The organism is Tolypothrix sp. PCC 7601 (assembly GCF_025677855.1).
In the GTDB taxonomy this organism is placed as follows: domain Bacteria; phylum Cyanobacteriota; class Cyanobacteriia; order Cyanobacteriales; family Nostocaceae; genus Aulosira; species Aulosira diplosiphon.
The window spans coordinates 8644084-8667683 of record NZ_CP064879.1; the positions used below are offsets into that span (position 1 = coordinate 8644084).

23 protein-coding genes are annotated in these 23600 nt (G+C 40.9%); 16 read left to right on the forward strand and 7 right to left on the reverse strand.

The window, feature by feature from the left end; translation table 11 throughout:
* Positions 1 to 205: 205 nt before the first annotated feature.
* From HG267_RS35050 to HG267_RS35060, 3 genes are all read right to left on the reverse strand, one after another.
* On the reverse strand, positions 206 to 727 hold the full coding sequence (locus HG267_RS35050; protein WP_045870672.1) for a hypothetical protein: 522 nt from the start codon (positions 725 to 727) through the stop codon (positions 206 to 208).
* A gap of 4 nt (positions 728 to 731) precedes the next feature.
* Entirely contained in the window at positions 732 to 2909 is a 2178-nt protein-coding gene (locus tag HG267_RS35055) for a cation:proton antiporter (RefSeq protein WP_045870673.1), read from the reverse strand.
* Between the two features lie 365 nt (positions 2910 to 3274).
* The gene (locus HG267_RS35060) at positions 3275 to 4564 is read right to left on the reverse strand and encodes a cation:proton antiporter (protein WP_045870675.1); all 1290 of its coding nucleotides are present in this window, start codon (positions 4562 to 4564) and stop codon (positions 3275 to 3277) included.
* A gap of 506 nt (positions 4565 to 5070) precedes the next feature.
* Between HG267_RS35060 and HG267_RS35065 the strand changes: the two genes are divergently transcribed.
* The 4 genes from HG267_RS35065 (at position 5071) to HG267_RS35080 (ending at position 7333) form a co-directional block, all read left to right on the forward strand.
* Entirely contained in the window at positions 5071 to 5568 is a 498-nt protein-coding gene (locus HG267_RS35065) for a GNAT family N-acetyltransferase (RefSeq protein ID WP_045870676.1), read from the forward strand.
* Positions 5569 to 5787: 219 nt separating this feature from the next.
* Positions 5788 to 6012 (forward strand): hypothetical protein, encoded by a 225-nt coding sequence (locus HG267_RS35070; protein ID WP_045870677.1) that lies wholly within the window; start codon positions 5788 to 5790, stop codon positions 6010 to 6012.
* 206 nt (positions 6013 to 6218) lie between these two features.
* Positions 6219 to 6785 (forward strand): hypothetical protein, encoded by a 567-nt coding sequence (locus tag HG267_RS35075; RefSeq protein WP_045870678.1) that lies wholly within the window; start codon positions 6219 to 6221, stop codon positions 6783 to 6785.
* Between the two features lie 392 nt (positions 6786 to 7177).
* Positions 7178 to 7333 (forward strand): hypothetical protein, encoded by a 156-nt coding sequence (locus HG267_RS35080; RefSeq protein ID WP_155539258.1) that lies wholly within the window; start codon positions 7178 to 7180, stop codon positions 7331 to 7333.
* A gap of 116 nt (positions 7334 to 7449) precedes the next feature.
* On the opposite strand, the gene HG267_RS35085 is transcribed toward HG267_RS35080, so the two are convergent.
* The gene (locus tag HG267_RS35085) at positions 7450 to 9507 is read right to left on the reverse strand and encodes a tetratricopeptide repeat protein (RefSeq protein ID WP_255325218.1); all 2058 of its coding nucleotides are present in this window, start codon (positions 9505 to 9507) and stop codon (positions 7450 to 7452) included.
* Between the two features lie 87 nt (positions 9508 to 9594).
* Positions 9595 to 10032 (reverse strand): hypothetical protein, encoded by a 438-nt coding sequence (locus HG267_RS35090; RefSeq protein WP_045870680.1) that lies wholly within the window; start codon positions 10030 to 10032, stop codon positions 9595 to 9597.
* Positions 10033 to 10401: 369 nt separating this feature from the next.
* On the opposite strand from HG267_RS35090, the gene dndD reads away from it, so the two are divergent.
* Both dndD and HG267_RS35100 read left to right on the forward strand, forming a co-directional pair.
* On the forward strand, positions 10402 to 12384 hold the full coding sequence (dndD, locus tag HG267_RS35095; protein ID WP_045870681.1) for a DNA sulfur modification protein DndD: 1983 nt from the start codon (positions 10402 to 10404) through the stop codon (positions 12382 to 12384).
* A gap of 117 nt (positions 12385 to 12501) precedes the next feature.
* Positions 12502 to 12750, forward strand: coding sequence for a hypothetical protein (locus tag HG267_RS35100; RefSeq protein WP_045870682.1), 249 nt, complete (start codon positions 12502 to 12504; stop codon positions 12748 to 12750).
* A gap of 55 nt (positions 12751 to 12805) precedes the next feature.
* On the opposite strand, the gene HG267_RS35105 is transcribed toward HG267_RS35100, so the two are convergent.
* Entirely contained in the window at positions 12806 to 13186 is a 381-nt protein-coding gene (locus HG267_RS35105; RefSeq protein ID WP_045870683.1) for a GIY-YIG nuclease family protein, read from the reverse strand.
* 396 nt (positions 13187 to 13582) lie between these two features.
* On the opposite strand from HG267_RS35105, the gene dndE reads away from it, so the two are divergent.
* The 8 genes from dndE (at position 13583) to HG267_RS35145 (ending at position 19175) form a co-directional block, all read left to right on the forward strand.
* Positions 13583 to 13969 carry a DNA sulfur modification protein DndE gene (gene dndE, locus HG267_RS35110; RefSeq protein ID WP_096621693.1) on the forward strand — a complete coding sequence of 129 codons (387 nt, stop codon included), beginning with the start codon at positions 13583 to 13585 and terminating at the stop codon, positions 13967 to 13969.
* A gap of 43 nt (positions 13970 to 14012) precedes the next feature.
* Positions 14013 to 15461 (forward strand): DNA phosphorothioation-associated putative methyltransferase, encoded by a 1449-nt coding sequence (locus HG267_RS35115; RefSeq protein ID WP_045870685.1) that lies wholly within the window; start codon positions 14013 to 14015, stop codon positions 15459 to 15461.
* Positions 15462 to 15503: 42 nt separating this feature from the next.
* A complete protein-coding gene (locus HG267_RS35120; protein WP_155539260.1) occupies positions 15504 to 15674 on the forward strand; it encodes a hypothetical protein in 171 nt (56 codons plus the stop codon).
* Positions 15675 to 15728: 54 nt separating this feature from the next.
* The gene (locus HG267_RS35125) at positions 15729 to 17021 is read left to right on the forward strand and encodes an AmpG family muropeptide MFS transporter (RefSeq protein WP_194007812.1); all 1293 of its coding nucleotides are present in this window, start codon (positions 15729 to 15731) and stop codon (positions 17019 to 17021) included.
* Positions 17006 to 17419 (forward strand): hypothetical protein, encoded by a 414-nt coding sequence (locus tag HG267_RS35130; RefSeq protein WP_045870687.1) that lies wholly within the window; start codon positions 17006 to 17008, stop codon positions 17417 to 17419. Before HG267_RS35125 ends, HG267_RS35130 begins: the two co-directional genes overlap by 16 nt.
* Before the next feature lie 117 nt (positions 17420 to 17536).
* On the forward strand, positions 17537 to 17698 hold the full coding sequence (locus tag HG267_RS35135; protein WP_168160979.1) for a hypothetical protein: 162 nt from the start codon (positions 17537 to 17539) through the stop codon (positions 17696 to 17698).
* Positions 17691 to 18212, forward strand: coding sequence for a GNAT family N-acetyltransferase (locus tag HG267_RS35140; RefSeq protein WP_045870688.1), 522 nt, complete (start codon positions 17691 to 17693; stop codon positions 18210 to 18212). The genes HG267_RS35135 and HG267_RS35140 overlap by 8 nt, the downstream gene beginning before the upstream one ends.
* A gap of 204 nt (positions 18213 to 18416) precedes the next feature.
* A complete protein-coding gene (locus tag HG267_RS35145; protein WP_045870689.1) occupies positions 18417 to 19175 on the forward strand; it encodes a HEAT repeat domain-containing protein in 759 nt (252 codons plus the stop codon).
* A 432-nt stretch (positions 19176 to 19607) separates the two neighbouring features.
* On the opposite strand, the gene HG267_RS35150 is transcribed toward HG267_RS35145, so the two are convergent.
* Positions 19608 to 19763, reverse strand: a complete 156-nt coding sequence (locus HG267_RS35150; RefSeq protein ID WP_155539262.1) for a hypothetical protein — start codon at positions 19761 to 19763, stop codon at positions 19608 to 19610.
* A gap of 610 nt (positions 19764 to 20373) precedes the next feature.
* Between HG267_RS35150 and HG267_RS35155 the strand changes: the two genes are divergently transcribed.
* Together HG267_RS35155 and HG267_RS35160 are read left to right on the forward strand one after the other, a co-directional pair.
* Positions 20374 to 20586 (forward strand): hypothetical protein, encoded by a 213-nt coding sequence (locus HG267_RS35155; RefSeq protein WP_155539265.1) that lies wholly within the window; start codon positions 20374 to 20376, stop codon positions 20584 to 20586.
* A 274-nt stretch (positions 20587 to 20860) separates the two neighbouring features.
* Positions 20861 to 23569: an MGH1-like glycoside hydrolase domain-containing protein gene (locus HG267_RS35160; protein ID WP_045870691.1), complete on the forward strand. Its 2709-nt coding sequence runs from the start codon at positions 20861 to 20863 to the stop codon at positions 23567 to 23569.
* The last annotated feature ends 31 nt before the right edge of the window (positions 23570 to 23600 follow it).

Genomic DNA, 23600 nt, shown 5'->3' on the forward strand with positions numbered 1-23600 from the left:
ACCCAACAAGCTGATATTAAAAATCTGCTTGTAGAATTGAAAAAATTGTCTATTCCTCACACCTTTGACCATGATTGTTAGCTCTTGATTGAAAAACTCTCTACTAGATTTAGAGTTTTGAGATTAGGATGATTATTTTGATTCATCTCAACAGAGAATTTCGACAGATAAATCTCAATTAATTTAATTTTTCATCATCCTCCTTTTAATGCTTTTTAACTGACTGTGATTTTCCCTGTGTTTTTTGTGGTATCGCCGTAAATTTGAAACTTTGCGAACTACCACTAACGGTTAATTGCCCAGCAAAATTACCTTTATCCAGTAATTGCATTTGCATTTTAGCTGAGTGAAAAGGTGCATTTTGAGTGGAAGCAATATTACACAGGATTGAACCATCAACTTTGCCAGATAAGGTCAATTCTTGGTTGTTTAAATCACCTGAGAGAGAATGATTTTTTTCACTGCTGGTAGTATTTTCAGAGTTAGCATCTGCTGCTAATAAAGAAGCATTTACATAAATACCTGATTGTTGAATTTTGAGAATTGGGGCTTCTGTTGGATTACAGTTCGGTAGCTTTTCATCAAAAGTAAGACGATAGGAACCATTGATTACGGGAGGAGCTTTGAGATTACTTTCCCCGTAAGCGCTCACAGCTTTAAATAAAATGAGAACTCCAGCTATTGTTGCTCCATAAAAGCCTAAAGATTTTAATTTGAAATTATTCATTTCTTTAGCTCCTAGCTACGGATTCTGGACTACTCACTTCAGGAAGTACTGAGGCTAAATGTGAGGTGACTTGACTGTAACGGCGGGTAATCAGCAGTGAAGAACGACATTGAATAGCGAGTTCATCTGTGTATCTTCCTAGGGTTTGGCGTTCGATACCCCAAGCGCGGCTAGTACCAGCAATTGTCAAATCAACCAGTTCGGAAGCTTCAACTACAGCTTGGATTGGATCTGGAGCTTCAATTATCTGAATTTCGATGCGATCGCGTACAGTGTTTGGTAATTGCTCCATCATGATTTGTAATTCGTGACTCATTTCGTCCTTAACCTGATTTTCTGAGCGTACCTGTAAAATCCGCAACATACAGGTATCTTTGTTAATCAGCAGTCTTAAGGCTAGTATCAAGGCTAAATCATCATGAATATTCGCAGAATAAGGAACTAGCAAGCTTTCTAGTCTTTCTCCTCCCCGGTCGATAAATACTGCTACATCTACGGGTGCAGTAGTCAGAATTTGACCAACTCTCCCACCTAAGCGATTGTTACTAAAAGCTGGGCGGTGCCAACCGACTAAAATCAAGTTAGGTTGCTCAATTTGGGCAATCTGGGCAGTTTCTCTAGCAACGTTGCTGGAGGTGCGGATAATAGGATGTACATAAGCACGAGCGGTTGAAGGTTCGAGAGTATTAATTAACTCTTCTAGCTGTTGGCGGCGTTGAGCAATTAAGCGATTAGCTTCAACTGGTGTACTTTCAAAAGCATAGTCTTCTTCAAACTCAATCAGACTCAGGGGATGAACCACAGCAGATTGACGATAGTTGAGTGCGATCGCAACTGCTAACTGTAATAAGCCTTTTTGGGTGCTAGGATTAGCAACTGGCACTAAAATTCGGTATTCTTCGCCAACTTTGGCTGGTGTATCAGTTTCTTCCTCTAATTCTGGTTCGACTACATCTAACCTGATCAGCTTTTTGGGATAAGTCCATTCCAGCAGTGGTGAAGTCATAAATGTGGTTACCAATGCCATAATCACCAGCATGGTAAATAGTAAGGGTGAAACCACACCTAACTCGAGTCCAATATTGAGGACAATTAACTCAGTCAAACCGCGAGTATTCATCAACCAACCAAGGGCTGAGGCTTCCCGTTTATTAATTCCACTGACACGAGCTGCAACATAAGTACCAATATACTTACCTGCGATCGCAACTGCTAAAACTAATGCACACAGTAACCACAATTCTGGACGGTTGAGCAAGCCAATTTGCGTCCGCAAGCCGCTATAGGCAAAGAATATTGGGAGCAGAAATACTAAGACAAAATCTTCGGTTTTCTCTGCCAGTTCCCTGACTAAATCTGCATTTTTGGGCATGGCTGCACCTAGTAAAAATGCGCCAAAAATCAGGTGAATGCCAATTAATTCGGTAATTAGGGCAGAAGCCACCACTCCCATGTAAATTAACGCTACTACCATTTGGCTTAAGCGTCCCGTGCGTTGGTGGTAGGTAGCCAGCCGTTGCAGGAACCAACGCCCCACAGTTAGCATAAAGCCGATGTAGAGAATACTTTCGACAATTGTCGGCCAGGCACTGATAATACTACCTTCTCGAGCAACTGCGATCGCCACTGCTAACACGCACCAAGCCGTCACATCATCCACCGCCGCACAAGTTAACGCCAAGGTTCCCAAGCGCGTTCCTTGCAAGTTGTTCTCTGTAATAATTCTCGCCAGTACCGGAAATGCGGTAATTGACATCGCCGCGCCCAAAAATAGGGCAAAGGCGGTAAAAGAAACACTAGCATTTGAAACCAGAGGATAAAGCAACACTGCGAGCAGCGTTCCTAAAGAAAACGGCACCAAAATGCTGACATGAGAAGTCAAAACTGCTGTTTCTAATTGTCCACTGAGATATTTGGGATTCAGTTCTAAGCCAATCAGAAACATAAAAAATATCAGTCCCACCTGAGACAGCACATTTAAAAAAGGAACTGCTTCAGGCGGAAATACGGTAGCTGCTGCTGATGGAGCTATCAAACCAAATAGAGAAGGGCCGAGCATAATCCCAGCGACAATCTCTCCAATTACCAGCGGTTGCTTAATTGACTTAAATCCCAGTCCTACTAGCCGAGACAGTCCAATAACAATCAGCACCTCAAACAGAACGAGTATTACTGTGTGCATAGTTTCCTCGCAAGTGACTATCCGGTTTCCCTAAGATGATTCTTTATAACACTCAAAAATGTCAACCTTTTTATACTGGGGCATGGGGCATGGGGCATTGGGTAATTGGTAATTGGTAATAGCAGAGTGATGCAACACTTGTCGGTAAAGGGGAAAAAGGGGAATGGAAAAAGGGAAAGAAAAAACCTTTAACCTTTTCCCCAAAACCAATTTTTGGTTCAAAACGCTTAACCGGTAGTATTGCAGAGTGATGTGTCATTTCTCTTCTGCTTTCTTCTCTCTCTTCCCTTGCAATCCCTATTTTGAAAACACTAAATTAATTTAGAATCCCTAATCCCCAATCCCTAATCCCCAATCCCCAACCCCTAAGCCAGAGATTTCTCATACCTCGTACCTTGCAACAAATAGGCAACTAGTGGTGATGCCATTAATGTCGTTACGATTGCCATAATAACCATGATAGTGAATAAAGTTGGCGTAATTACTCCTTGTTCCAAACCTATATTGAGGATAATTAACTCCATCAAACCACGAGCATTCATGAGCGCACCAATTGTTGCTGATTCTCGCCAACTTTCGCCAGCGAATTTGGCGGCGAGCATACAAGCAATACCTTTACCAAGAATTGCGATCGCAATAATCAAAAATGTAATTGCCCACAAAGTCGGTGTATTTACTAATCCTATTTGTGTATTCAATCCTGAGAAGACAAAAAATATTGGTAATAAAAAACCCGTTGTCAAAAATTCTGTGCGATCGCGTATTTGTTCGGCAAATTCACCGCGCGGCATTGCTGTGCCTAAAATAAACGCACCAAAGACTGCATAGATACCAATGGCATCGGTAAACCAAGCACCAAACATTACAATTGTGAGTACTAAAGTTAATGTTTGAATTGTCACTCCATTATCTTTATTTGTGATGCGAGTAAAAATAGTTAAAGCAGGTCTACCCACAAAAATTGTTAATAAAACATAGCCAATACCACCACCTATCGCAAAAGCGGCAATACTCGAATTAGCATTCAAACTGGCTAATACAATAGCGAGTAAACACCATGCAGTTGCGTCATCTATGGAACCTGCGGCTAAAGCTAAAGTACCAAAAGTTGTTTTCGCAATTCCTCGTTCATAAAGCATTCTTGCTAACATAGGAAATGCGGTAATCGACATAGAAGCACCCAAATATAAAGCTGCAGCCCAAGGAGTTACACCAGCTTTAAAAAGTTCACCTTTACCGTATAAGAAAAAAGCTGCGATCGCGCCTAAACAAAAAGGTGCAATTATCCCGGCAGCAGAGACTAAACCTGCACTTTTAAGACGTTGCTTAATTAAATCAGTATTAAATTCTAAGCCAATCAAAAACATATAAATTACTAACCCAATCTGACTGATAGCGAAGAGAATAGACATCGAAGGATTGGGAATTTTAGCTCCCGTCGCCAATAAGATTGGTGCTTTAGGAAATAACCATTGCTGTACATCTGGGGTAATTAAACCCAGTAATGATGGCCCTAACATAACGCCCGCAATCATTTCACAAACAACATCGGTTTGTTTGAGATATCGTGTGCCAATAATAGTTACGATGCGACAAGTCACCAAAATTATTGTTAGTTGTAACAATAGCTTAAGTACTAGCTCAAAATTAGACATTTGATTTCCCTTATTAAAAATGGGGAGATTCAGCAAAGTATCTATAGCAATCTTAAGCTAATTAGGGGCATAAAACTTTCCTAGATATACTGAGCTTTGCCGCAAAATATTGATATTTTGCAATTCTACGTAGCAGTACTTATCTATTTGTAATAAACCCCAAAAACTGCTTTTGTACTGACATCCAGGTGATGCAGATACACAATCAAGCTCAAAAGTGAGCTTTTTTACAGATTGCGATCGCGCTTTAAATGTTTTATAACCAAACCTATATCTTTATTCCCATCTCAACACATTAAGTCTGCATTGATAATAACCTGCTGCAAGTCCTATCCTTCTTTTATCAGAGAAACTACCTATAGCTTGCTTCTCTGTACTGGTAAGGTAACAGCTACCCCCAACCACTCCGCATCTATCTCAATATTAATTACAATCTGTGCTGGCGTTGAACTTCTCACCTCCAAGCACCCTTAACTCACGTAATTACGAGTTACGAATTAATAATCATGAGCGCTAACGACCAATTTCTTCGTCCTGCTATCGAAACAGATGCTTGCTGTATGAGTGCAATTCATATTGCTGCTATTAAAGCGCTACCAGCAACTTTATATTCTGAAGAAGAACTGTTAGCTTGGCGAAACTACCTCGACCAACCTGACGGTGTTAATATTCTCAGGAGTATGAAATTAAAAAATTGCTGGGTTGCTGTTGATAAAAATGTAATTGTGGGATTCACTAGTTACATTTTTGATGAACTGATAGCATTATACGTGCATCCTAAGCACCAAGGGCAAGGTGTTGGTAGAGCCTTAGTTAATCATTTTTGCGAAACAGCAAGCAAGCAAGGTATAGAAAAGGTAATTACAACGGCTAGCCTTTACGCCGAAGGATTTTATAGGAGATTAGGCTTTAAATTTATCGAAAGAGCGCCTCATTACTTAAAAAAAGGGATGATTGTTCCAGTTAGTAAAATGAGTAAAAATTTGCTTCCCACGACCAATTAGGATGCGTTATTAATGCATCCTCAATTTATGATGATTTATATATAAAAATTGAGTATCTCTACTCTAGATTTAGAGTCAATAATACGCGGGCTAATGAATATTAGTAAATAATGTGGTTTTAACTACCTTCTGATGTGGAATTAGTAAGATAAACTTGCCAGGTGGATGTCATCAAACTCCTATATGGAGCTTACTAACAACAAAGGATAAACATTAACCATGTCTAAAGAAGTAGCCAAGGTAATTTTATGGGAAGAAAACGAAAAAGAGTATATTAAAAAGTTTTATGATTTACAATTTATACCCAGAGTGGGAGAGGAAGTTTACCTCAAAAAGGAACAATGGAAAGTAACTAGAGTTGAACATGATGTAGAAGTGAGTGAAGTTAATGTCTATATGGCATTAATTAAAAAAGTCCAAAAAGATAAACCATCCAATTCTTGATGCTTCCGGAAACTCTGTCTTACCTCAGCTTTTCTTCCTTCTTCTCTCTTCCCTAATTCCTCCCTCAGCAAATAATTTTCGCAATCATCTCGGCTGACGATAACTTCTTACCTGCAACATAGATAATTTGCATAAAGCTGCTAAGGGCGAACCTATTATATACTCAGCAGTTTACGGAATTATCTTAAGTAAAGGTATAAAGTTAAATGACTAGTAAACAGTTACCTCTCAGCAAAATAGCAGTATTCATCACTGCTGTAATTTCCCTGAGTTTCCCTTCTACTAAAACTCCAGCTTCTTGCGCTGCTCCCCTAAATGGTGGAGACTTTGAAGCACAAGCTAGCCAAAGAATCAGCAGTCCTTGGGTTGGGGAAGGTAGAGTTGGCGTTGATATTGGATTAGGCTACAGCAATAGGGGTAAAAATAATGTCTGGATGCGGAATGTTTCGGGATGGAATGGTATTCGTCAACGCGTCAGACTCCAACCCAACACTCAATATAAGTTAACAGCATATATCCGCACATCAGGCAATGTTACAGATGGTTATTTTGGAGTGCGAGATGCTCAACAGAAGGTTTTTTCCGAAATCAAGTTTGGTAGTTTACCTCGCTACACACCTATGACACTATCGTTTAGAACTGGCAATGAAACTGTGTACAATATTTTCACAGGATTTTGGGCTTTAGGTCAGGATAGCTGGGTTCAAGTGGATGACTATAGCCTGACAGGTGGTTCCTGTGAAGATGTGCAACTAGTTCCAGCAAATAATTAATAACTGTGGGAGACGCGATGAATCGCGTCTCTACAAGATAGGCTGAGGAATTGCGATCGCACACCAGACAACGGAGAATTTTACAAGAGCGATCGCACTGATTCCATAAAATCAGGTTAGTGTCATCTGCGGATTTGCGATCGCACACCAGACAATGGAGAATTTTAAGAGAGTGATCGCACTGATTCAGTAAAATCAGACTGCTGTCATCTGCGGAATTGCGATCGCACACCAGACAACGGAGAATTTTTACAGAGCGATCGCACTGATTCAGTAAAATCAGACTGCTGTCATCTGCGGAATTGCGATCGCACACCAGACAACAGAGAATTTTAACAGAGCGATCGCCTTCATAACTCCATCATTCCACCTCAGAACAGAAAAATTCTCGTTTGAAACAGGAACATTCTCATTTGGAACCAGAACGTTCTCGTTTGAAACAGGAACATTCTCACTTGGAACCAGAACGTTCTCGTTTGAAACAGGAACATTCTCACTTGAAACAGGAAACTTCGAGTTCAGAACACGAAAGTTGGTATTTGAGATAGCGCATATCATGATCACATCACAACTAGTCTTAGAAAAAACTCTTAAGTCTCTCTGCTAATCTCTCCATTCTCGTATGCACCCATAAATTTATTACTACTCTAAAGCGAGATAAGTACTAACGATATGCCTGCCTTAGAAAAATTGCGTAATTGCTCCGAACTATTATTGTTTTGGGATGACCTATCCCCAAACTGCATTCACAAATATATAAGGCTTGCTTTAATAGATGTTCAGCTTCTGTGTAACGATGCTGTGACATATAGAGAAAGGCTAGATTACTAAAGCTAATAGCAACATTAGGATGTTCATTTCCTCGCAAGCGTTGTTCTAGTTCCAAAGCCTGCAAAAATAACACTTCAGCTTCTGTATCACGCCCTTGTAGTTTGTAAAGTTCGGCTATATTGTTGAGACTTTGAGCAACTTCAGGATGTTCCTTTCCTAGCAGGATTTGTCTTAATTTTAAAACTTGCAAAAACAAAGGTTCAGCTTCGATATAACGTCTTTGTAAAAAGTAGAGCGTTGCCAGATTGTTGAGACTAGTAGCAACTAATCGATGCTCATATCCCAGTAGATTTTGAAAATCTGCCACAGCTTTTAGAAGTAGGGGTTCAGCTTCTGTATAGCGTTCTTGCAACTTGTAGAGTTCAGCTAGATTATTGAGACTAGTAGCGACTAATGAATCTTCCTCTCCCAACAGATGCTGTCTTAGTTTTAAAGCTTGTAAAAATATGGGTTCAGCTTCTTTGTAACGCCCTTGTAATTTGTAGAGTTCAGCCAGATTGTTGAGACTAGTGGCAACGAATAAATCTTCCTCTCCAAAAAGGACTTGTGTAAGTTCCACGGCCTGTAACAATAAGAGTTCAGCATCTGTGTAGCGTCCTTGTAATTTGTAGAGTTCCGCTAGATTGTTGAAGCTTTGAGCAACGTATAGATGCTTAGAACCAAAGAGCTTTTGACTAATGATTAGGCACTGCTTGTACCAAGGTTTTGCTTGCTCATATAATCCCTGATCCTCATAAAATTCACCCAACTTTGTGAAAATGTTGACTATATTATCATTGCTGACATACTGAATGAGATTGTCTGCTACTTCTATCAAGTGAGGTATGGCGGGGGCGACATCTTTAATTTGCTGAAGTGTGGGAGTGTCAGGAATATCTTTAGCAACTGCTACCATTACTCCACAAAAACTTCGCTTAAATCCCTCTGCTTTATCTAACCCTGTCAGCTTATATTGAAAAAACTCCCGCAACAGGGGATGTAGTTGATAGATTCCCTCACCTTTACGCTGGAGTAAATACAAATTCAACAACTTATCATCCCTAATTTCTTCTAAATCTTCCCCATCTTCCTCTGGTAAACACTGTTCTACCAACACCCAAGGTATAGGTGCGGCTGCAAATACACTCAATAAACAGCCCAGTTGTTGATCATCTTCCTCTAATTCCTGCCAACTCAACTCAAAAGCTGCTAACACACCCCGTTGTGCTGTCATATCGGCTTCTGCTTTCTTAAGGGCGCGTTGTTCTAGTCGCTGTTTCTTCAAGCGTTCCAGCATTTCTACCAAAGATAAATCTGGTTTCCGCGCCAGATACCGCCCTACCAACTCCAAACCCAAAGGCAAATATCCCAGCCACTCACATAACTGTAATGCTACCTGGGGGTGGCGTTGATTTTCCCGCTCAAACCTTTCTGCCCCAATAATTGACTTTAATAATTCCAGCGCCGCCTCTGGTTGCAGCACATCTAAAGATAATGTTTCTATGCGCCCCAACTGCTGGCGAGTAGTAATCAGGATTTTGAACCGAGAAGATAGCGACACAAAGTAAGGTTTAACTTCCTGATAATCAGCAACATCATCCAACACCAGCAGCACATCACCCTCACGCCAACGCCGCCAGCAAAATTGCACTTGCGCGGGTAAATCTACATCTGTTGGCGGGTTTAAATCTAGCTGCGTTCTCGCAAACTGGACAATTTGCACCCCAATATCCCCAGATTTGGGCAACAACCAGCAAATTCCACCTTGATAATTGTCGCGGTACTCAATGGCATATTGCAACGCCAGTTCTGTTTTGCCAACTCCACCCATCCCCGCAATAGCCGCAATGGCTACTTGTTGATTTTGCTGCAACATCTGCTGGAGTGTTTGCAATTCTTCCCCACGTCCCACAAATTCCACTACCCCACTCAGGGGCAAATTTTGCGGTATTTCACCCTGGGGATGAGACTTTACCTGTTCCCGTTCAGGCGACTTTAGTCAATCAGGGGAATTATTATAGGTAATATTAATAGTGTGACCACTACCCCCTTGAATTGTGGGAGCCTTAGCATCATTAGACTGAAAAGCCTCGCCACCGTAAACATTCTGCACATTCTTGCCTTCCACCTTCCCAATATTAATTTCTTGGTGAATTTCTGTGGCAAGGGTTTTCACCTCTTCCGCAAATTGGGGATCGTTGTTCATCGCCTCTTGCAAATAAGCAGCCACCACATTTAAATCTTCCTGTGAGCCTTGCTGTACTTTTACCAAAGCTGCTTCTACCCTGGGCGTACCCTTGAATTTCTGCAAAATCTTCTGGCGAAGCTGTTCCAATTTTTTCAGAACACTTTCTGTTGCTTTCTCTATAGTGGTTTCAAAAGCTTTGGTAAACACTAGGGTGGCGATTCCCGCAGCAGTGAGTGTCACAGGCTCCATATTTTCGGCAATAAATACGAGATTATGCTGATGGAGATTGTAATCTAGCTCAACTGTTTTGGTAATAAATCATCCAAATCAATTAATATTTACTCTGGTAACGGAGATTTTCTCGCATTTTGGAATTGAGTACCCAACATTTTTGATGATAAATGTCCATCCCGTTGTTTTATAATTCAATACCGTTCAGTTAACATCAAAAAACTTAACCTCTGTAGGTTGGTTTGAGGAACAAAACCCAACAAAGACGTAAAAATGTTGGGTTTCACTGCGTTTAACCCAACCTACAATTATCTAAAATTACCGTTCTTTTTCTCTTGTATCTTTCTATCTGAGTAATTTTCCTAAATCCTACATTAATTCTTATAAATGATATTTCTCGAACTCGTATTACAAAACTTTGGCCCCTACGCTGGTAAACAAGTAATCAATCTTGACCCCAGAAATCATGAAAATTCTCGCCCAATTATTCTGTTAGGTGGAATGAATGGTGGCGGAAAAACCACCCTCATGGACGCAATTCGCCTGGCACTTTATGGGCATCGCGCTCAATGTTCCACTCGTGGTAATTTAAGTTATAGCGATTTCCTCACTCAATGCGTTAATAGCAAAACCGATCCAGTAGAAAAGACACGCATTGAATTACTTTTTGAACATATCGAAAATGACAAGCCAGTAAAATACCGCGTTGTCCGTACTTGGGAAAAAAATCCTAAAGATGGTAAAGACCATTTAGGTATTTTAGATGCCCATGAATGGCTAGATACAGCTTTAGTAAATATTTGGGATGAATATATTGAAAATCTCCTACCTGTAGGAATATCTAACTTATTTTTATTTGATGGCGAACAAGTTAAAGAACTCGCAGAACAAGAAATACCACCGCCAATTGTAGTAGATGCGATTAGCGGACTTTTAGGTTTAGAGTTAGCCGATAGATTAGCGGTAGATTTAGATATTTTAGTCAATCGCAAACGCAAGGAACTGGCTGATACTAAAGATTTAGCGAATATTGAAGAAATTGAAGAGAAGTTGCAAGAATTACAAGAGGCGTATCATCAAGAATCCCAATCAATTACATCTCTCCAAGAGAATTTAACCGCCGCCGAAGCTAGACAGCAGGAAGCTGTACATAAATTTATTTCTGAGGGTGGCAAAATTGCCGGAGAACGCAGCCAATTAGAGAAAAAAAAGCAAGAAAGAATCACCGAAACAGAAAAAATCCGCCAATCGTTGTGTGATTTATCTGCCGAATTTTTACCTCTAGGATTGATTACACCGCTATTAAATCAGGCTTATAACCAAGGTGAAGAGGAATTCCGCATTCAACAAGCGAAAGTGGCACATGATTTATTAATTGAAAGAGATAAAAAGCTACTCAATTTGATTAATCAATTAGCTATTGAACAAGCAGCAGTGACTCAAATTAAAGAATTTATCTCCCAAGAAAATCAAGATTTAGATAACGCCGCCATTGCTGAACCTTGGCTATTAGCTGACACAGAAACCCTACATCAATTAGATAATGTCATCCATCATCACTTGGAATATGCCAAAACCAAAGCGAAAGATAAAATTACGCTGCTGAATTCTCAAGAAGAAGAGATTATCACCTTAGAAAGACAAATTCAAACCGCAGCCTCACCGGAAGAATATCAAAGATTAGTTGATGAATTACAACAAGCACAACAGCAAGTTGCAGAAGCTAAAGCTGCTTGGGAAATTACCAAACGTCGCTTAGATGAATTAGCAACGGAGATTGAAAATACTAAAAAAGACTTAGAAAACTACACAGATACAAGTCTTAAACTTCAAAACAAAGGACATATTATTGAATCTGCGGTGAGAGTCCAAGAAACCCTCAAACTTTTCCGCAAGAAATTAACTCTGAGAAAACTCAACAAATTAGAAGTTGAAGTCACAGAATGTTTCCGCTATCTGTTACATAAATCTGATTTAGTTCATCGCGTCGCGATTGACACCAACACTTTCAGCCTGTCGCTGTACGACTTAAACGGTAAACCCGTCCCCAAACATCGCCTTTCTGCTGGCGAAAAACAACTACTAGCGATCGCATTTCTTTGGGGTTTAGCTAGAGTCTCCGGTCGCCGCTTACCAGTAGCAATTGACACCCCCCTTGGCAGACTCGACTCATCCCACCGCAGTAACCTTGTAGAACGGTACTTTCCCTCCGCCAGCCACCAGGTAATTTTGCTTTCTACGGATACAGAAATTGGTAAAAAAGAAGTTGAGACACTGAGAGAAAATGAAGCGATCGCTCACGAATATCTCCTAGATTACAACTCTGCTACTCGTCAAACCACAGTGATCAACAATAAATATTTCTGGTAATATTTTTCTTCTAAATAATCGAGTGATGAGCTGATTACCAGAAGAAGTAATCGCAATTGATTTCCTCTCAGATATTTACAATATATCTAACAACATTTGGCAAAGGTATATGCAGTTATGATCTCACCATATCTAAAAGAAATAGAGCGTGACTTAAGTAATCTGTCATTAGAAGAACTAGAATGGCTCCTAGAACGTATCGAAAGCAAAGTGCAAGAAAAGAAACAATTATCTCATCAACTGGCTAATGTGCAATCCATGAATCAACAACTAGCTGCAATGGCTAATGATTTAGATATACAGAGAGAAATTGCCTCTGTGGCATCATGTAAAAATAAATCGTCTAATTTTTTCAATTGTTACTGATAGTATTGTTGATTAATTAGGACTAATTTTTGTTTTTTTATGCTAATCACTACTTTTAACAGTGTATTTCGCTCGTTTGGGCTATTTTAGAGTGGCATAATTTAATAAGTTCCATTTGCAATTCAAGAAGCTCTTCAATGCTTAATTCTGCTGCTAGTTGAAGAATTCCTTGAAAATCCATGTCTTTTACAACACTTTTTACTAGATTTTCATTCAGTTCAAACCATTCACCTTTTACCTGATAGCTTTTATACTTATTATGTAAATACTTTTCTATAACTCTACTATTAATTACTTTTATATGATGGATTGAGTTTATATAATAAGGTGCATCTGTTCCTTGTAATTTTTTAAATCTTTGATAGATATTCTTAGTCATCCCAATTTTATATCTGTTAGTTTCTCCACTTCTAACTATGTAAACAAATTGTGACATATTTACAAAAGAGTTTATTTGTATACTTTTTGGCTATAATGAACGATTTTTATCTGGGCTTTAACTTTATTCTATATGGTAACAAAAGAGATACAAAAAAATTTTCTTCTCTCTCTAAGAGATTAACCAAGCTGAATCATCAACTGAGGTGTATTATCACTGACTGTTATTGCTCGTTAACGTAGTCAGAACTAAGCTTTGCTTAACTAAGGTTCAAAATATTTACAGAGCATTTTTGCTTTTTGGCTAAGAAGTTATTTTTAATATGTTTTGCTCTTGTTAGATTAACAATATTTTATATACTTAGTCCAATACTATACAAAAACTCTAATATGTTGTCAGTAGCATTAATTATGTGAAAGCATAATCATAGAGTCTTAGTTTTAGTTTTAATTTATGGAATCACCTATCGAAAGATTTAAACTTTCTCAAACAGCTAAAGACCAATTACTTAAACTGCGCCGCAGTACAAAAATTGACCAATGGAATATATTATGTCGTTGGGCTTTTTGTCGTTCTCTTGCAGAACCCACACCACCTTCCCCTGTACCCATCCCCCAAGATAGCAATGTGGAATTAACCTGGCGCGTTTTTGGTGGCGATATGTCCGAGATCCTTCTCCTCGCGCTCAAGCAAAGGTGTCACAATGACGGTTACGCCACCGATAAAGAAACCCTCGCTACTCAATTTCGCTTGCATTTACATCGGGGAATTGGTTACTTAGCCGGTGATCCAAATATCAAGAAAATTGAAGATTTAATGGAACTAGCGCTAAAAGATTGACAGGATATTAGTTAACTGTTGACTGTTAACTGTTGACTGTATTATGCCTGAAGCGTTAGAAATTGAGCGTCACAGAGCTGCGATCGCACGTACTGATATCTCTCGTCCGGTACGATTAGCTATAGAATGGTCAATCCTCAATCAGGAAACGACTTTCTTTGACTACGGTTGCGGCTACGGTGGTGATGTCCAGCGCGTGGCAAATTTAGGTTATACCAGTGGCGGCTGGGATCCTTATTATTATCCTGAGGATGAAATCACCGCCGCCGATGTTGTGAATTTGGGTTATGTCCTCAATGTTATTGAAGATACTCAAGAACGCCGGGAAAGCTTAATTAAAGCTTGGGAACTCACCCGCAAAGTCTTAATTGTCGCTGCACAAGTTTTAGTTAACGCCCCAAGTAAAACCCAATTAGCTTACAGTGATGGAATTGTTACCCGGCGCAATACTTTTCAGAAATATTACGAGCAAGAAGAACTGAAAAGTTACATTGATGAGGTACTGAATGTAGATGCTGTACCCGTAGCTTTAGGTGTTTATTTTGTCTTTCGCGATGAAGCCGAAAAACAAAGTTTCAAAGCCATCCGCTTCTTTTCTCGCACTTCTACGCCCAGAGTTCGCATTCCCAGCAAGCGCTTTGAAGATTACCAAGAACTACTGGCACCATTGATGGCTTTTTTCACCCAACGCGGGAGATTACCAGTCAAAGGAGAATTGAGCAACGAACAGGAACTACTGAGTGAATTTGGTAACTTCCGTCGTGCCTTTGGTGTAGTATTACAAGCTACCGATGAAGCAGAATGGGATGCGATCGCCTATCGTCGTTCTCTGGATATCCAAGTTTATCTCGCCCTCACCCACTTTGAACAACGCCCCTCATGGCAGAAACTCGCCCTAGAAATTCGTCATGACATCAAAGCCTTTTTTGGCAGTTACGAAGAAGCTTGTGGAGTCGCCGACCAAAAACTGTTTAGCTTAGGACAACCCAGGGTAGTGCAAACAGCTTGCGAAAAAAGCAAAATAGGTAAACATACCCGTGGGGCATTATATGTCCATGTTTCTGCTCTTGCAGAACTCGATGCTTTACTGCGAATCTATGAAGGCTGCGCCAGCCGTACCATCGGGCGTGTAGATGGTGCCACTTTAATCAAATTTTGCACTGATAAACCGCAAATTTGCTATCTCTTTTACCCAGAATTCGACACAGACCCCCACCCTGCCTTAAAAGCCAGTATCATTATTGACTTCCTAACCCTCAGAATCACTCACCGCGACTACGAGACCCGAACCAATCCGCCAATTTTGCACCGTAAAGAAACTTTTGTCACGCCAAACTATCCACTCTACGAAGAATTTGCGAAACTCACCCAACAAGAACAGCAACTAGGGCTACTCCAGCAAAAAAGCGAAATTGGCACCCGTGAAGGCTGGGAAAAATGTCTCGCTGCACATGGTGTAGAAATTAGGGGGCATGAAGTTTATCAAGTGTAATTGGGGCATTGGGCATTGGTAATGGGTAATGGGTAATGGGTAATGGGTAATTGGGTGTTTGTTATTTCCTCTCATCTCCAGTCAACAATCAACAGTCAACAGTCAACAATCAACAATCAACAGTCAACAATCAACAGTCAACAGTCAACAGTCAACAGTCAACAGTCAACAGTCAACACCCAACACTTTCCCGATTTGCGTGAAATCCTCTAGTAATGGCAAGATAACTGCAATTCGCAACAGGTGAGGAGAGACCAAAACGAAATTATGAATCCACTGCGATCGCTATTGGATGTTTTTGGTAGCCGCAAGATGGCGGCTTTATTGTTTCTGGGGTTTTCATCAGGGTTACCGTTGCTATTAATCGGTAATACCTTGAAAGCTTGGATGACTGTGGAACAGGTGGATTTGGCTGCTATTGGGTGGTTTAGCCTCGCTAGTTTGCCTTACTCGTTAAAATTTTTGTGGTCGCCGTTTCTCGATCGCTTTACCATGCCATTTTTGGGACGACGGCGGGGTTGGTTAGTGGTGACGCAGCTGGCTTTAACAGTAGCGATCGCAATTATGGCATTCCAGCAACCTAAACAAGCATTACAGCTGCTAGCCATTAACGCTATAGTTATTGCTTTTTTGAGCGCAACACAAGATATTGCTGCTGATGCTTACCGTACCGATGTTTTAGAAAAGCTGGAAATGGGGGCTGGGGCGGCGGTTTTCATTTTGGGATATCGCATCGCTTTGTTAGTGGCTGGTGCTTTAGCATTAATCCTGGCTGATAGAATCCCTTGGTCATCGGTTTATTTGTTGATGGCAGGTACGATGGTATTGGGGATTTTTGCGACTTTATTTGCACCAGAACCAGAAGCAATTAGCCCTCCCGCCTCATTAACAGATGCTGTCATTTTACCCTTCGGTGAATTTTTTCAACGCCGAGGAGTAATTCAAGGCTTTTTGGTTTTATTGTTCATTACCCTTTACAAGCTGGGTGATGCTTTACTGAGCAATATGACTACCCCGTTTTTGCTGCAAGTTGGTTTTACCAAAACCGATATTGGGGCAATTCAGGTAGGGATGGGATTAATCGCTACCATTGTGGGGGCACTGGCAGGCGGTGCAATTTTGAGTAGAATTGGCATCAACCGTTCGCTTTGGGTATTTGGCGTTTTACAAGCTGTGAGTAATTTTGCTTACTTGTCTCTTGCTTACACTGGGAAAAACTATCAAGCTATGGTCTTAGCCATCAACATCGAACAGTTCTGTGGTGGTTTAGGAACAGCAGCTTTCGTGGCATTTTTAATGAGTTTGTGTAACCAGAAGTTTTCGGCAACTCAGTATGCCTTACTTTCTAGCTTGATGGCTGTCAGCCGCGATATTCTCGCATCTCCCGGTGGGGCGATCGCACAAAACACGGGTTGGCCGCTATTTTTCATCATTACTATCGTTGCTGCTGTGCCAGGATTATTGCTATTACCAATTTTTGCCCCCTGGAACCCTCAACCAGTGGCAATTACAAGACCAGGACTTGAGGAAGAAGAAGAGGATGTATGGGGAACCAAGTAGTAATTATTGTCGGCACGTTTATCCTTTTGGTTACTGGCCTACTATTAGGCTACGTTCTCTCACAGTTGGTTTTGCAATTTTTGCCCTTTAACCTGCTCACCTTTCTGGGAACACTCAGCCTAATTTTAATTTTTGGCACACTGTACTATGTTCTATTTTGGCAATTGCGCCGCCAGCAAGTACAGTCATTTAATAGCTTCAATAGTGAAATCACACAACAAACAGCCCAAGAATTCCTTGCTCATAACGATTTGAGAAATGATCTCGTGGCGCGGCTAGATGGTGATATAGACACTGCTGAACGCTTAATTGAACAAGCCAGAGAGAATTATCCGGGAATGACGGAGAATTGGTATGTTGAGAAAGTAATTGAAGATTTGGATCGCGATCGCCGGTAACTTCTACCTAATAACTTTTTGTGAGTTATCTCCTGAACATCGCTAAAATAAACCAAGAAAACTTTACAAATCTACAACTAAGTTCGTAGATAGTACCTTGCTCCCTCACATACAGATATGGCTATTTTTCGTCAATACATCGCCCCTTTGCTTGTAGTGCTAGTATTTATCTTCGCCCTTGTAGCAGTCAGCGCCAGAATATTTTTACCTTCCGATATGGCTGCACCTGCACCAATTGAAGAGGTAGGGGTAATTTTGTCAAGTATTCACAGTGCCTAACCAACTGCTACCAGGGTACAACATCCGCCCCGGTTCCAGCTTAGATCGAGCGCTACTGGTAAAGTTTATGCAACGCAGTTACCAGGATATCTTTCCCCAGGCGGATTTTTCCCATCTCGCCCAAACAGTCGAGCAGTACTTCTCTAGTAAAACCCCCTTGTGGTGGGTAGAAGAAGCAGAGGGAGCAGAGGCAGCAGGGGGAGAAAAGAAAATATTTTCCCCCTCATCCCCCCTATCCCCCGTCGCTTGCTTATGGGTGGGAAATGCTATCGATCAAGTCACGGGAAGTCGTCATGCTCATATTTTTCTGCTTTATGTTTTGCCAGAACATCGGCGGCGGGGTATTGGTACAGCGTTGATGAAGTACGTGGAAAATTGGGCGATTCAAAGAGGCGATCGCCAACTTGGGTTACAAGTATTTCAATCTAACCAACCAGCATTGAATCTTTATCATCAACTTGGTTATCAAACTCAATCCCTGTGGATGGTAAAATCACTCAGTATGGAAAAATAGGCTGGACAAGAGTCACAAAGACGCGATTAATCGCATACAAAAGTCAAAAGTCCAAAAATTTTGGATTATTGACCTTTAACACACTTTAAGAAAAAATATGACAATTGCTTAAGCTCTAATAAACTGGTAGAAAATTCCTATTTTTTTGAATTTTGAATTTTGAATTTTGAATTCCCCTCTTGGGGTTTGCCTTCTTGCACTATTATGTATGACGAAGACGACCTAAGCCTACTTGATATAGAAGACGAGCTAGAAAGTCCCTTGGATCGAATGGAGCCGCTAACTGCTGAGTCAGAAGTGGTAAAACCAGATCCCGATGTGATGCTAGTTCTCTTAGAAAATGACCAACCGCAGCAAAGAATGCTAGCGGCACGTGCTTTTTGTGACATTGAAGATGCACGTGCAATTCCCCATCTCATCCGGCTGTTAACTGATACCTGTCCGTTAGTGCGGGTGAGTGCAGCCTATGCGATCGGGCGCAATCCCAGTAAAGATGCAGTAGAGCCGTTAATTCACCAACTCAACCGAGATTGGAACGGCTATGTCCGCAAAGGTGTAGTTTGGGCTTTAGGAAACTGCCGCGATCGCCGTTCCTTAGCCCCCCTAACTGATGCTTTAATAACTGATATTTCCGCAGTGCGCTTGTGGGCTGCTAGTGCCTTAGCACAGATGGCAGAAGTCGGTTATGAGGCAGTTTTAGGCGCAATTCCACCATTAATTGAAGCCTTAGTCAAAGACCCCGTAGCCGCAGTTCGGAGTAACTGCGCTTGGACAATTGGGCAATTATGCCGCGAACTTCCATCTAATATCGTTTACGCCACAGCTATCGACGCTTTGATTCAAGCTTTTGCTGAAGACAAAGACTTAGGTGTGAGAGAAGACGCTAAAGCCTCACTATTAGGTGTAGGCGATCCCCGTGGTTTACAGTTAATCGAAACCTTAGAACAAGAAGGTTGGTTTTAAGGAACTAGGGACTAGTACAAAAAGGCAAAAGTAAAAAGTGAGCCAGTGCGGTGGACGGGTTCCCCGGCATAAAGCAACTGGCGAACTCCGCAGGAGTAAAAAGTAAAAAGAAAGAATCGACTTGTACTAGTGTTTCTTCTATTCATAGTTGATACCGCACCGCCTGTGTGGTTACTTTTAACACCGATAAATATCTTAGTTTTGCGTAATTTAGCGCAAAGCAGCAAATGCGATCGCTGAAATCACAAATGCGATCGCATTTGCTATAGAACTCATATTTGATTTTTAAAACTTATTCCCAATCAAATAATGTTTGCGACACATCAATATATTTTAGAGAGCAAGGCAGTGCCCATTGCAATACTGCTCGGTTAAGGATTTTAAACTCTTAATTTGGTTTGGGGAAAAGGTGAAAGGGTAAGGGTTAAAGGTTTATTGAAAGCGGCGGGAAACTCCATCCCCTTGTGGGTGGAGAGGGACAGCCGCCCCGCCGCTTGGGGCATTGGGCATTGGTAATTTCTTCGCCATGCCCCATGCCCGATTCCCCATGCCCAAAAACTCCATCCCCTTGTGGGTGGAGTTTTTCATTTCTTGCCCCTTTTCCCCTTCCCCTTTTCCCCTTAACCGACAAGTATTGGTGCCCATTGGTGTCAACTTAAGCTAAAAGCGATATAGGGCGGGCGTTGTACAAATACCTCGCGCCCTCATCCCCTAACCCCTTCTCCCGCAGGAGAAGGGGAACTAAATCTCTTGCTCCCCTCTCAGTGTGGGCTGGGGGTGAGGGCGAAACCTTGCAAACAAGCGGGTTTCACGTTAAGTTGACACCACTGCCCCTAAAATCTGTTGTATTCTTTTTTAAAATTAGGATTACGTAGGATGCGTTAGCGATCGCGTAACGCATCTGTGGCTGAAATTTTTCAGAAATGAAATCGGATTCCGATATTTCTCGTAGGGCTTGCTGAAAAATGCTTATAGACAAGATAGCAAATAGGTCATTTTGCAAACTTTAGCCACCAAAGCAAAGATAAAAAGTTAAGATTTTATCACTGTCAATGACTATTTATTAACATGAATATCGAATTTTTAAAATAATTAAAAATCTGCATATTACTCCTGTTAAGTGCTGACAAATAAAGACTTCAATTAGAAGTATTGACACGGCTATCAAGTTTCAGTTTTGTTACGACAGGATTTAAGTATGCTGCAATACAGTGAAAAGCCCTGCTTGGTTTGCAAGAAGAAGATTCGTTACCGCATGGAAGTCGAAATCACCGCCAATGGAACTAGTAAAATTTATTGGCAACCAATCGGTGCTACACCAGATCAACCGGATATCAACAAATGTCCGATATGTCGTCGCCAGGTTTCTAGAATATTCGGTTATTCCTTGAAAGCCTGTCTAGCAATTTAAGCCAACACAATAACATACAATGAAGTACATAGGGGCACAGGCATTGCCGTGCCCTGATCATAATTTGGGTGTTTTTAAAATTACTAATTACCAATTACCCATTACCAATTACCAATAATTCTGAGTTTTTCCTGAGTATATGCTGTATTTATGTTGGGCTAATTTCTAGAATATTTTAAGTCGCAACTCAGCCTGATATTTGGTGAGTACAAGATACTCCAGACAGCAAATCAAGGAACTCAATTATTGTGCAGGTAGGCACAGGGTGATACTGATGACAACTTCAACCCAGGAAGAAATCAGATTAGCAGCAGCCCGGAATCATGAAGCGCATTGGCGCAGGTGGGGGCCATATTTAAGCGATCGCCAATGGGGAACGGTACGAGAAGATTATAGCCATAATGGTGCGGCTTGGGACTACTTCACCCACGATCAGGCGCGTTCTCGGGCTTACCGTTGGGGTGAAGATGGAATTGCTGGGATTTCGGATAATCATCAACGCCTATGTTTTGCGATCGCACTTTGGAATGGTGAAGACTCGATTCTCAAGGAAAGAATTTTTGGCTTGACGGGAAATGAAGGTAATCATGGCGAAGATGTCAAGGATTATTACTTTTATTTGGACAGTACACCCACTCATTCCTACATGAAGGCGTTGTACAAATATCCCCAAAACGCTTTTCCCTATGCACAATTAGTTACAGAAAATCAACACCGCAATCGTCTTCAACCAGAATTTGAACTATTAGATACAGGTATATTTGATGAAAACCGCTATTTTGATGTTTTTGTAGAATATGCCAAGAATTCTACTGAAGATATTCTGATTCAAATTCATGTAGCTAACAGAGGCCCCGAAACTAAAACATTGCACCTCTTACCTACACTGTGGTTTCGTAATACTTGGTCTTGGAATGGAGATACTAATAAACCTCACTTGAAGCAAGTAAACTCCGCTAATAGTTGGCAAATTATCGAAGCTTCCCATGCTACTTTAGATAATAGATGGTTGTATTGTCAAACAGCAACCGAAATTTTGTTTACAGAAAATGAAACCAATAATCAGCGATTATTTGGCTCTCCTAATACCTCTGCCTATGTGAAAGATGGCATTAATGAATATATTGTCTCAGGTAACAAACAGGCAGTAAATCCCGAGCAATTTGGGACAAAAGCTGCACCTCATTATCTGCTAACAGTGGGTGCAGGGGAAACCCAAACTGTCAAATTACGCTTAAGTGATATACCAAATTTATTTGAGCCATTTAACTCCGAATTTGATGCTATTTTCTTGGCTAGAAAACAAGAAGCCGATGCATTTTATCAGCGCATTACGCCATTTCCCCTCAGTGCAGATATGCGAAATGTGCAAAGACAAGCATTTGCGGGGATGCTGTGGAGTAAGCAATTTTATCACTACATTTTAGAAGATTGGCTCAAAGGCGATCGCAATACACCACCCCCACCACCAGAAAGGCAAGAAGGCAGAAATCATGAATGGTTTCACCTCTACAATGAAGATATACTTTCTATGCCTGATAAGTGGGAATATCCTTGGTTTGCAGCTTGGGATTTAGCCTTTCATACTATTCCTTTGGCAATAATTGACCCTGATTTTGCCAAATATCAATTAGATGTGTTAACGCGGGAATGGTATATGCATCCTAATGGGCAAATTCCGGCTTATGAATGGAAATTTAGTGATGTTAATCCGCCTGTTCATGCTTGGGCAACTTGGCGAATTTATAAGATAGAACAAAAAATATATGGTAAGGGCGATCGCCAATTTCTAGAAAGAGTATTTCAGAAATTGATGCTGAATTTTACATGGTGGGTAAATCGCAAAGATGCTGAAGGTAATAATGTCTTTCAAGGGGGATTTTTAGGGTTAGATAATATAGGAGTATTTGACCGTAGCGCTACTTTACCTACAGGCGGACATATTGACCAATCTGATGGTACTAGTTGGATGGGGATGTATTGCTTAAATATGTTGGCGATCGCCCTAGAGTTAGCAACAACTAATCCTGTATATGAAGACATCGCCACTAAATTCTTTGAACATTTCCTCTACATCGCCGATGCGATGAATAAAATTGGCGAACTGGAAGCTAGTTTGTGGAATGAGCAAGATGGCTTTTACTACGATGTACTACATTTAGCAGAAAAACAAATTACCTTAAAAGTTCGCTCAATGGTAGGGCTAATTCCCCTGTTTGCTATTGAAACTCTGGAACCAGAAACTATTAATCTGCTCCCCGGCTTTAAAAGTCGCTTGGAATGGTTCATTAAAAATCGCCCAGACTTACGGCAAAATGTCGCCTGTATGGAAACTAAAGGCATAGGTGCAAGAAGATTACTCGCAATTGTCTCGCGGGACAAACTCAAAAGTATACTGCAAAAAATGCTCGATGAAAACGAGTTTTTTAGCCCCCACGGTATTCGCGCCCTTTCTAAATTTCATAGCCAACATCCCTACATTTTTGATGTTGATAGCAGCCAATTTCGCGTAGATTATGAACCCGCAGAATCCAGCAGTGGCTTATTTGGTGGTAATTCCAACTGGCGTGGCCCTGTTTGGTTCCCAGTGAATTTTCTGCTCATAGAATCACTGCAAAAATTTCATCATTATTTGGGGAACGATTTCCAATTGGAATGCCCTACAGGTTCTGGTAAAATGATGACGCTTTGGGAAGTTGCCTCGGAACTCTCTCAAAGATTAATCCGAATTTTCTTGCAAAATTCTGCTGCACAACGACCTGTTTATGGTAATACACAAAAATTCCAAACCGATCCACATTGGCGCGATTTAATTTTGTTTTACGAGTATTTTCATGGTGATAACGGCGCAGGAATCGGTGCAAGTCATCAAACAGGATGGACAGGTTTAGTAGCCAAACTCATACAGCAATTTGGTGAATATGAAGCCCAAAATCAGCAACCTGAGATAGATAAAAAAGGTCAAGAAATAGCTTTAGTATAAAAAGCTGAAGTCTGAAGTATCAAGGATAAAT

Bases quoted from the DNA above. Each gene is read 5' to 3' on its own strand.
- HG267_RS35055 (WP_045870673.1), bottom strand. From the start codon at position 2,909: ATGCACACAGTAATACTCGTTCTGTTTGAGGTGCTGATTGTTATTGGA.
- HG267_RS35120 (WP_155539260.1), top strand. From the start codon at position 15,504: ATGGGTAATTGGGTGTTTGTTATTTCCTCTCATCTCCAGTCAACAATC.
- HG267_RS35125 (WP_194007812.1), top strand. From the start codon at position 15,729: ATGAATCCACTGCGATCGCTATTGGATGTTTTTGGTAGCCGCAAGATG.
- dndD (WP_045870681.1), top strand. From the start codon at position 10,402: ATGATATTTCTCGAACTCGTATTACAAAACTTTGGCCCCTACGCTGGT.
- HG267_RS35050 (WP_045870672.1), bottom strand. From the start codon at position 727: ATGAATAATTTCAAATTAAAATCTTTAGGCTTTTATGGAGCAACAATA.
- HG267_RS35065 (WP_045870676.1), top strand. From the start codon at position 5,071: ATGAGCGCTAACGACCAATTTCTTCGTCCTGCTATCGAAACAGATGCT.
- HG267_RS35100 (WP_045870682.1), top strand. From the start codon at position 12,502: ATGATCTCACCATATCTAAAAGAAATAGAGCGTGACTTAAGTAATCTG.
- HG267_RS35150 (WP_155539262.1), bottom strand. From the start codon at position 19,763: ATGAAAAACTCCACCCACAAGGGGATGGAGTTTTTGGGCATGGGGAAT.
- HG267_RS35130 (WP_045870687.1), top strand. From the start codon at position 17,006: ATGGGGAACCAAGTAGTAATTATTGTCGGCACGTTTATCCTTTTGGTT.
- HG267_RS35090 (WP_045870680.1), bottom strand. From the start codon at position 10,032: ATGGAGCCTGTGACACTCACTGCTGCGGGAATCGCCACCCTAGTGTTT.
- dndE (WP_096621693.1), top strand. From the start codon at position 13,583: ATGGAATCACCTATCGAAAGATTTAAACTTTCTCAAACAGCTAAAGAC.
- HG267_RS35115 (WP_045870685.1), top strand. From the start codon at position 14,013: ATGCCTGAAGCGTTAGAAATTGAGCGTCACAGAGCTGCGATCGCACGT.
- HG267_RS35145 (WP_045870689.1), top strand. From the start codon at position 18,417: ATGTATGACGAAGACGACCTAAGCCTACTTGATATAGAAGACGAGCTA.
- HG267_RS35105 (WP_045870683.1), bottom strand. From the start codon at position 13,186: ATGTCACAATTTGTTTACATAGTTAGAAGTGGAGAAACTAACAGATAT.
- HG267_RS35060 (WP_045870675.1), bottom strand. From the start codon at position 4,564: ATGTCTAATTTTGAGCTAGTACTTAAGCTATTGTTACAACTAACAATA.
- HG267_RS35155 (WP_155539265.1), top strand. From the start codon at position 20,374: ATGCTGCAATACAGTGAAAAGCCCTGCTTGGTTTGCAAGAAGAAGATT.
- HG267_RS35075 (WP_045870678.1), top strand. From the start codon at position 6,219: ATGACTAGTAAACAGTTACCTCTCAGCAAAATAGCAGTATTCATCACT.
- HG267_RS35160 (WP_045870691.1), top strand. From the start codon at position 20,861: ATGACAACTTCAACCCAGGAAGAAATCAGATTAGCAGCAGCCCGGAAT.
- HG267_RS35135 (WP_168160979.1), top strand. From the start codon at position 17,537: ATGGCTATTTTTCGTCAATACATCGCCCCTTTGCTTGTAGTGCTAGTA.
- HG267_RS35070 (WP_045870677.1), top strand. From the start codon at position 5,788: ATGTCTAAAGAAGTAGCCAAGGTAATTTTATGGGAAGAAAACGAAAAA.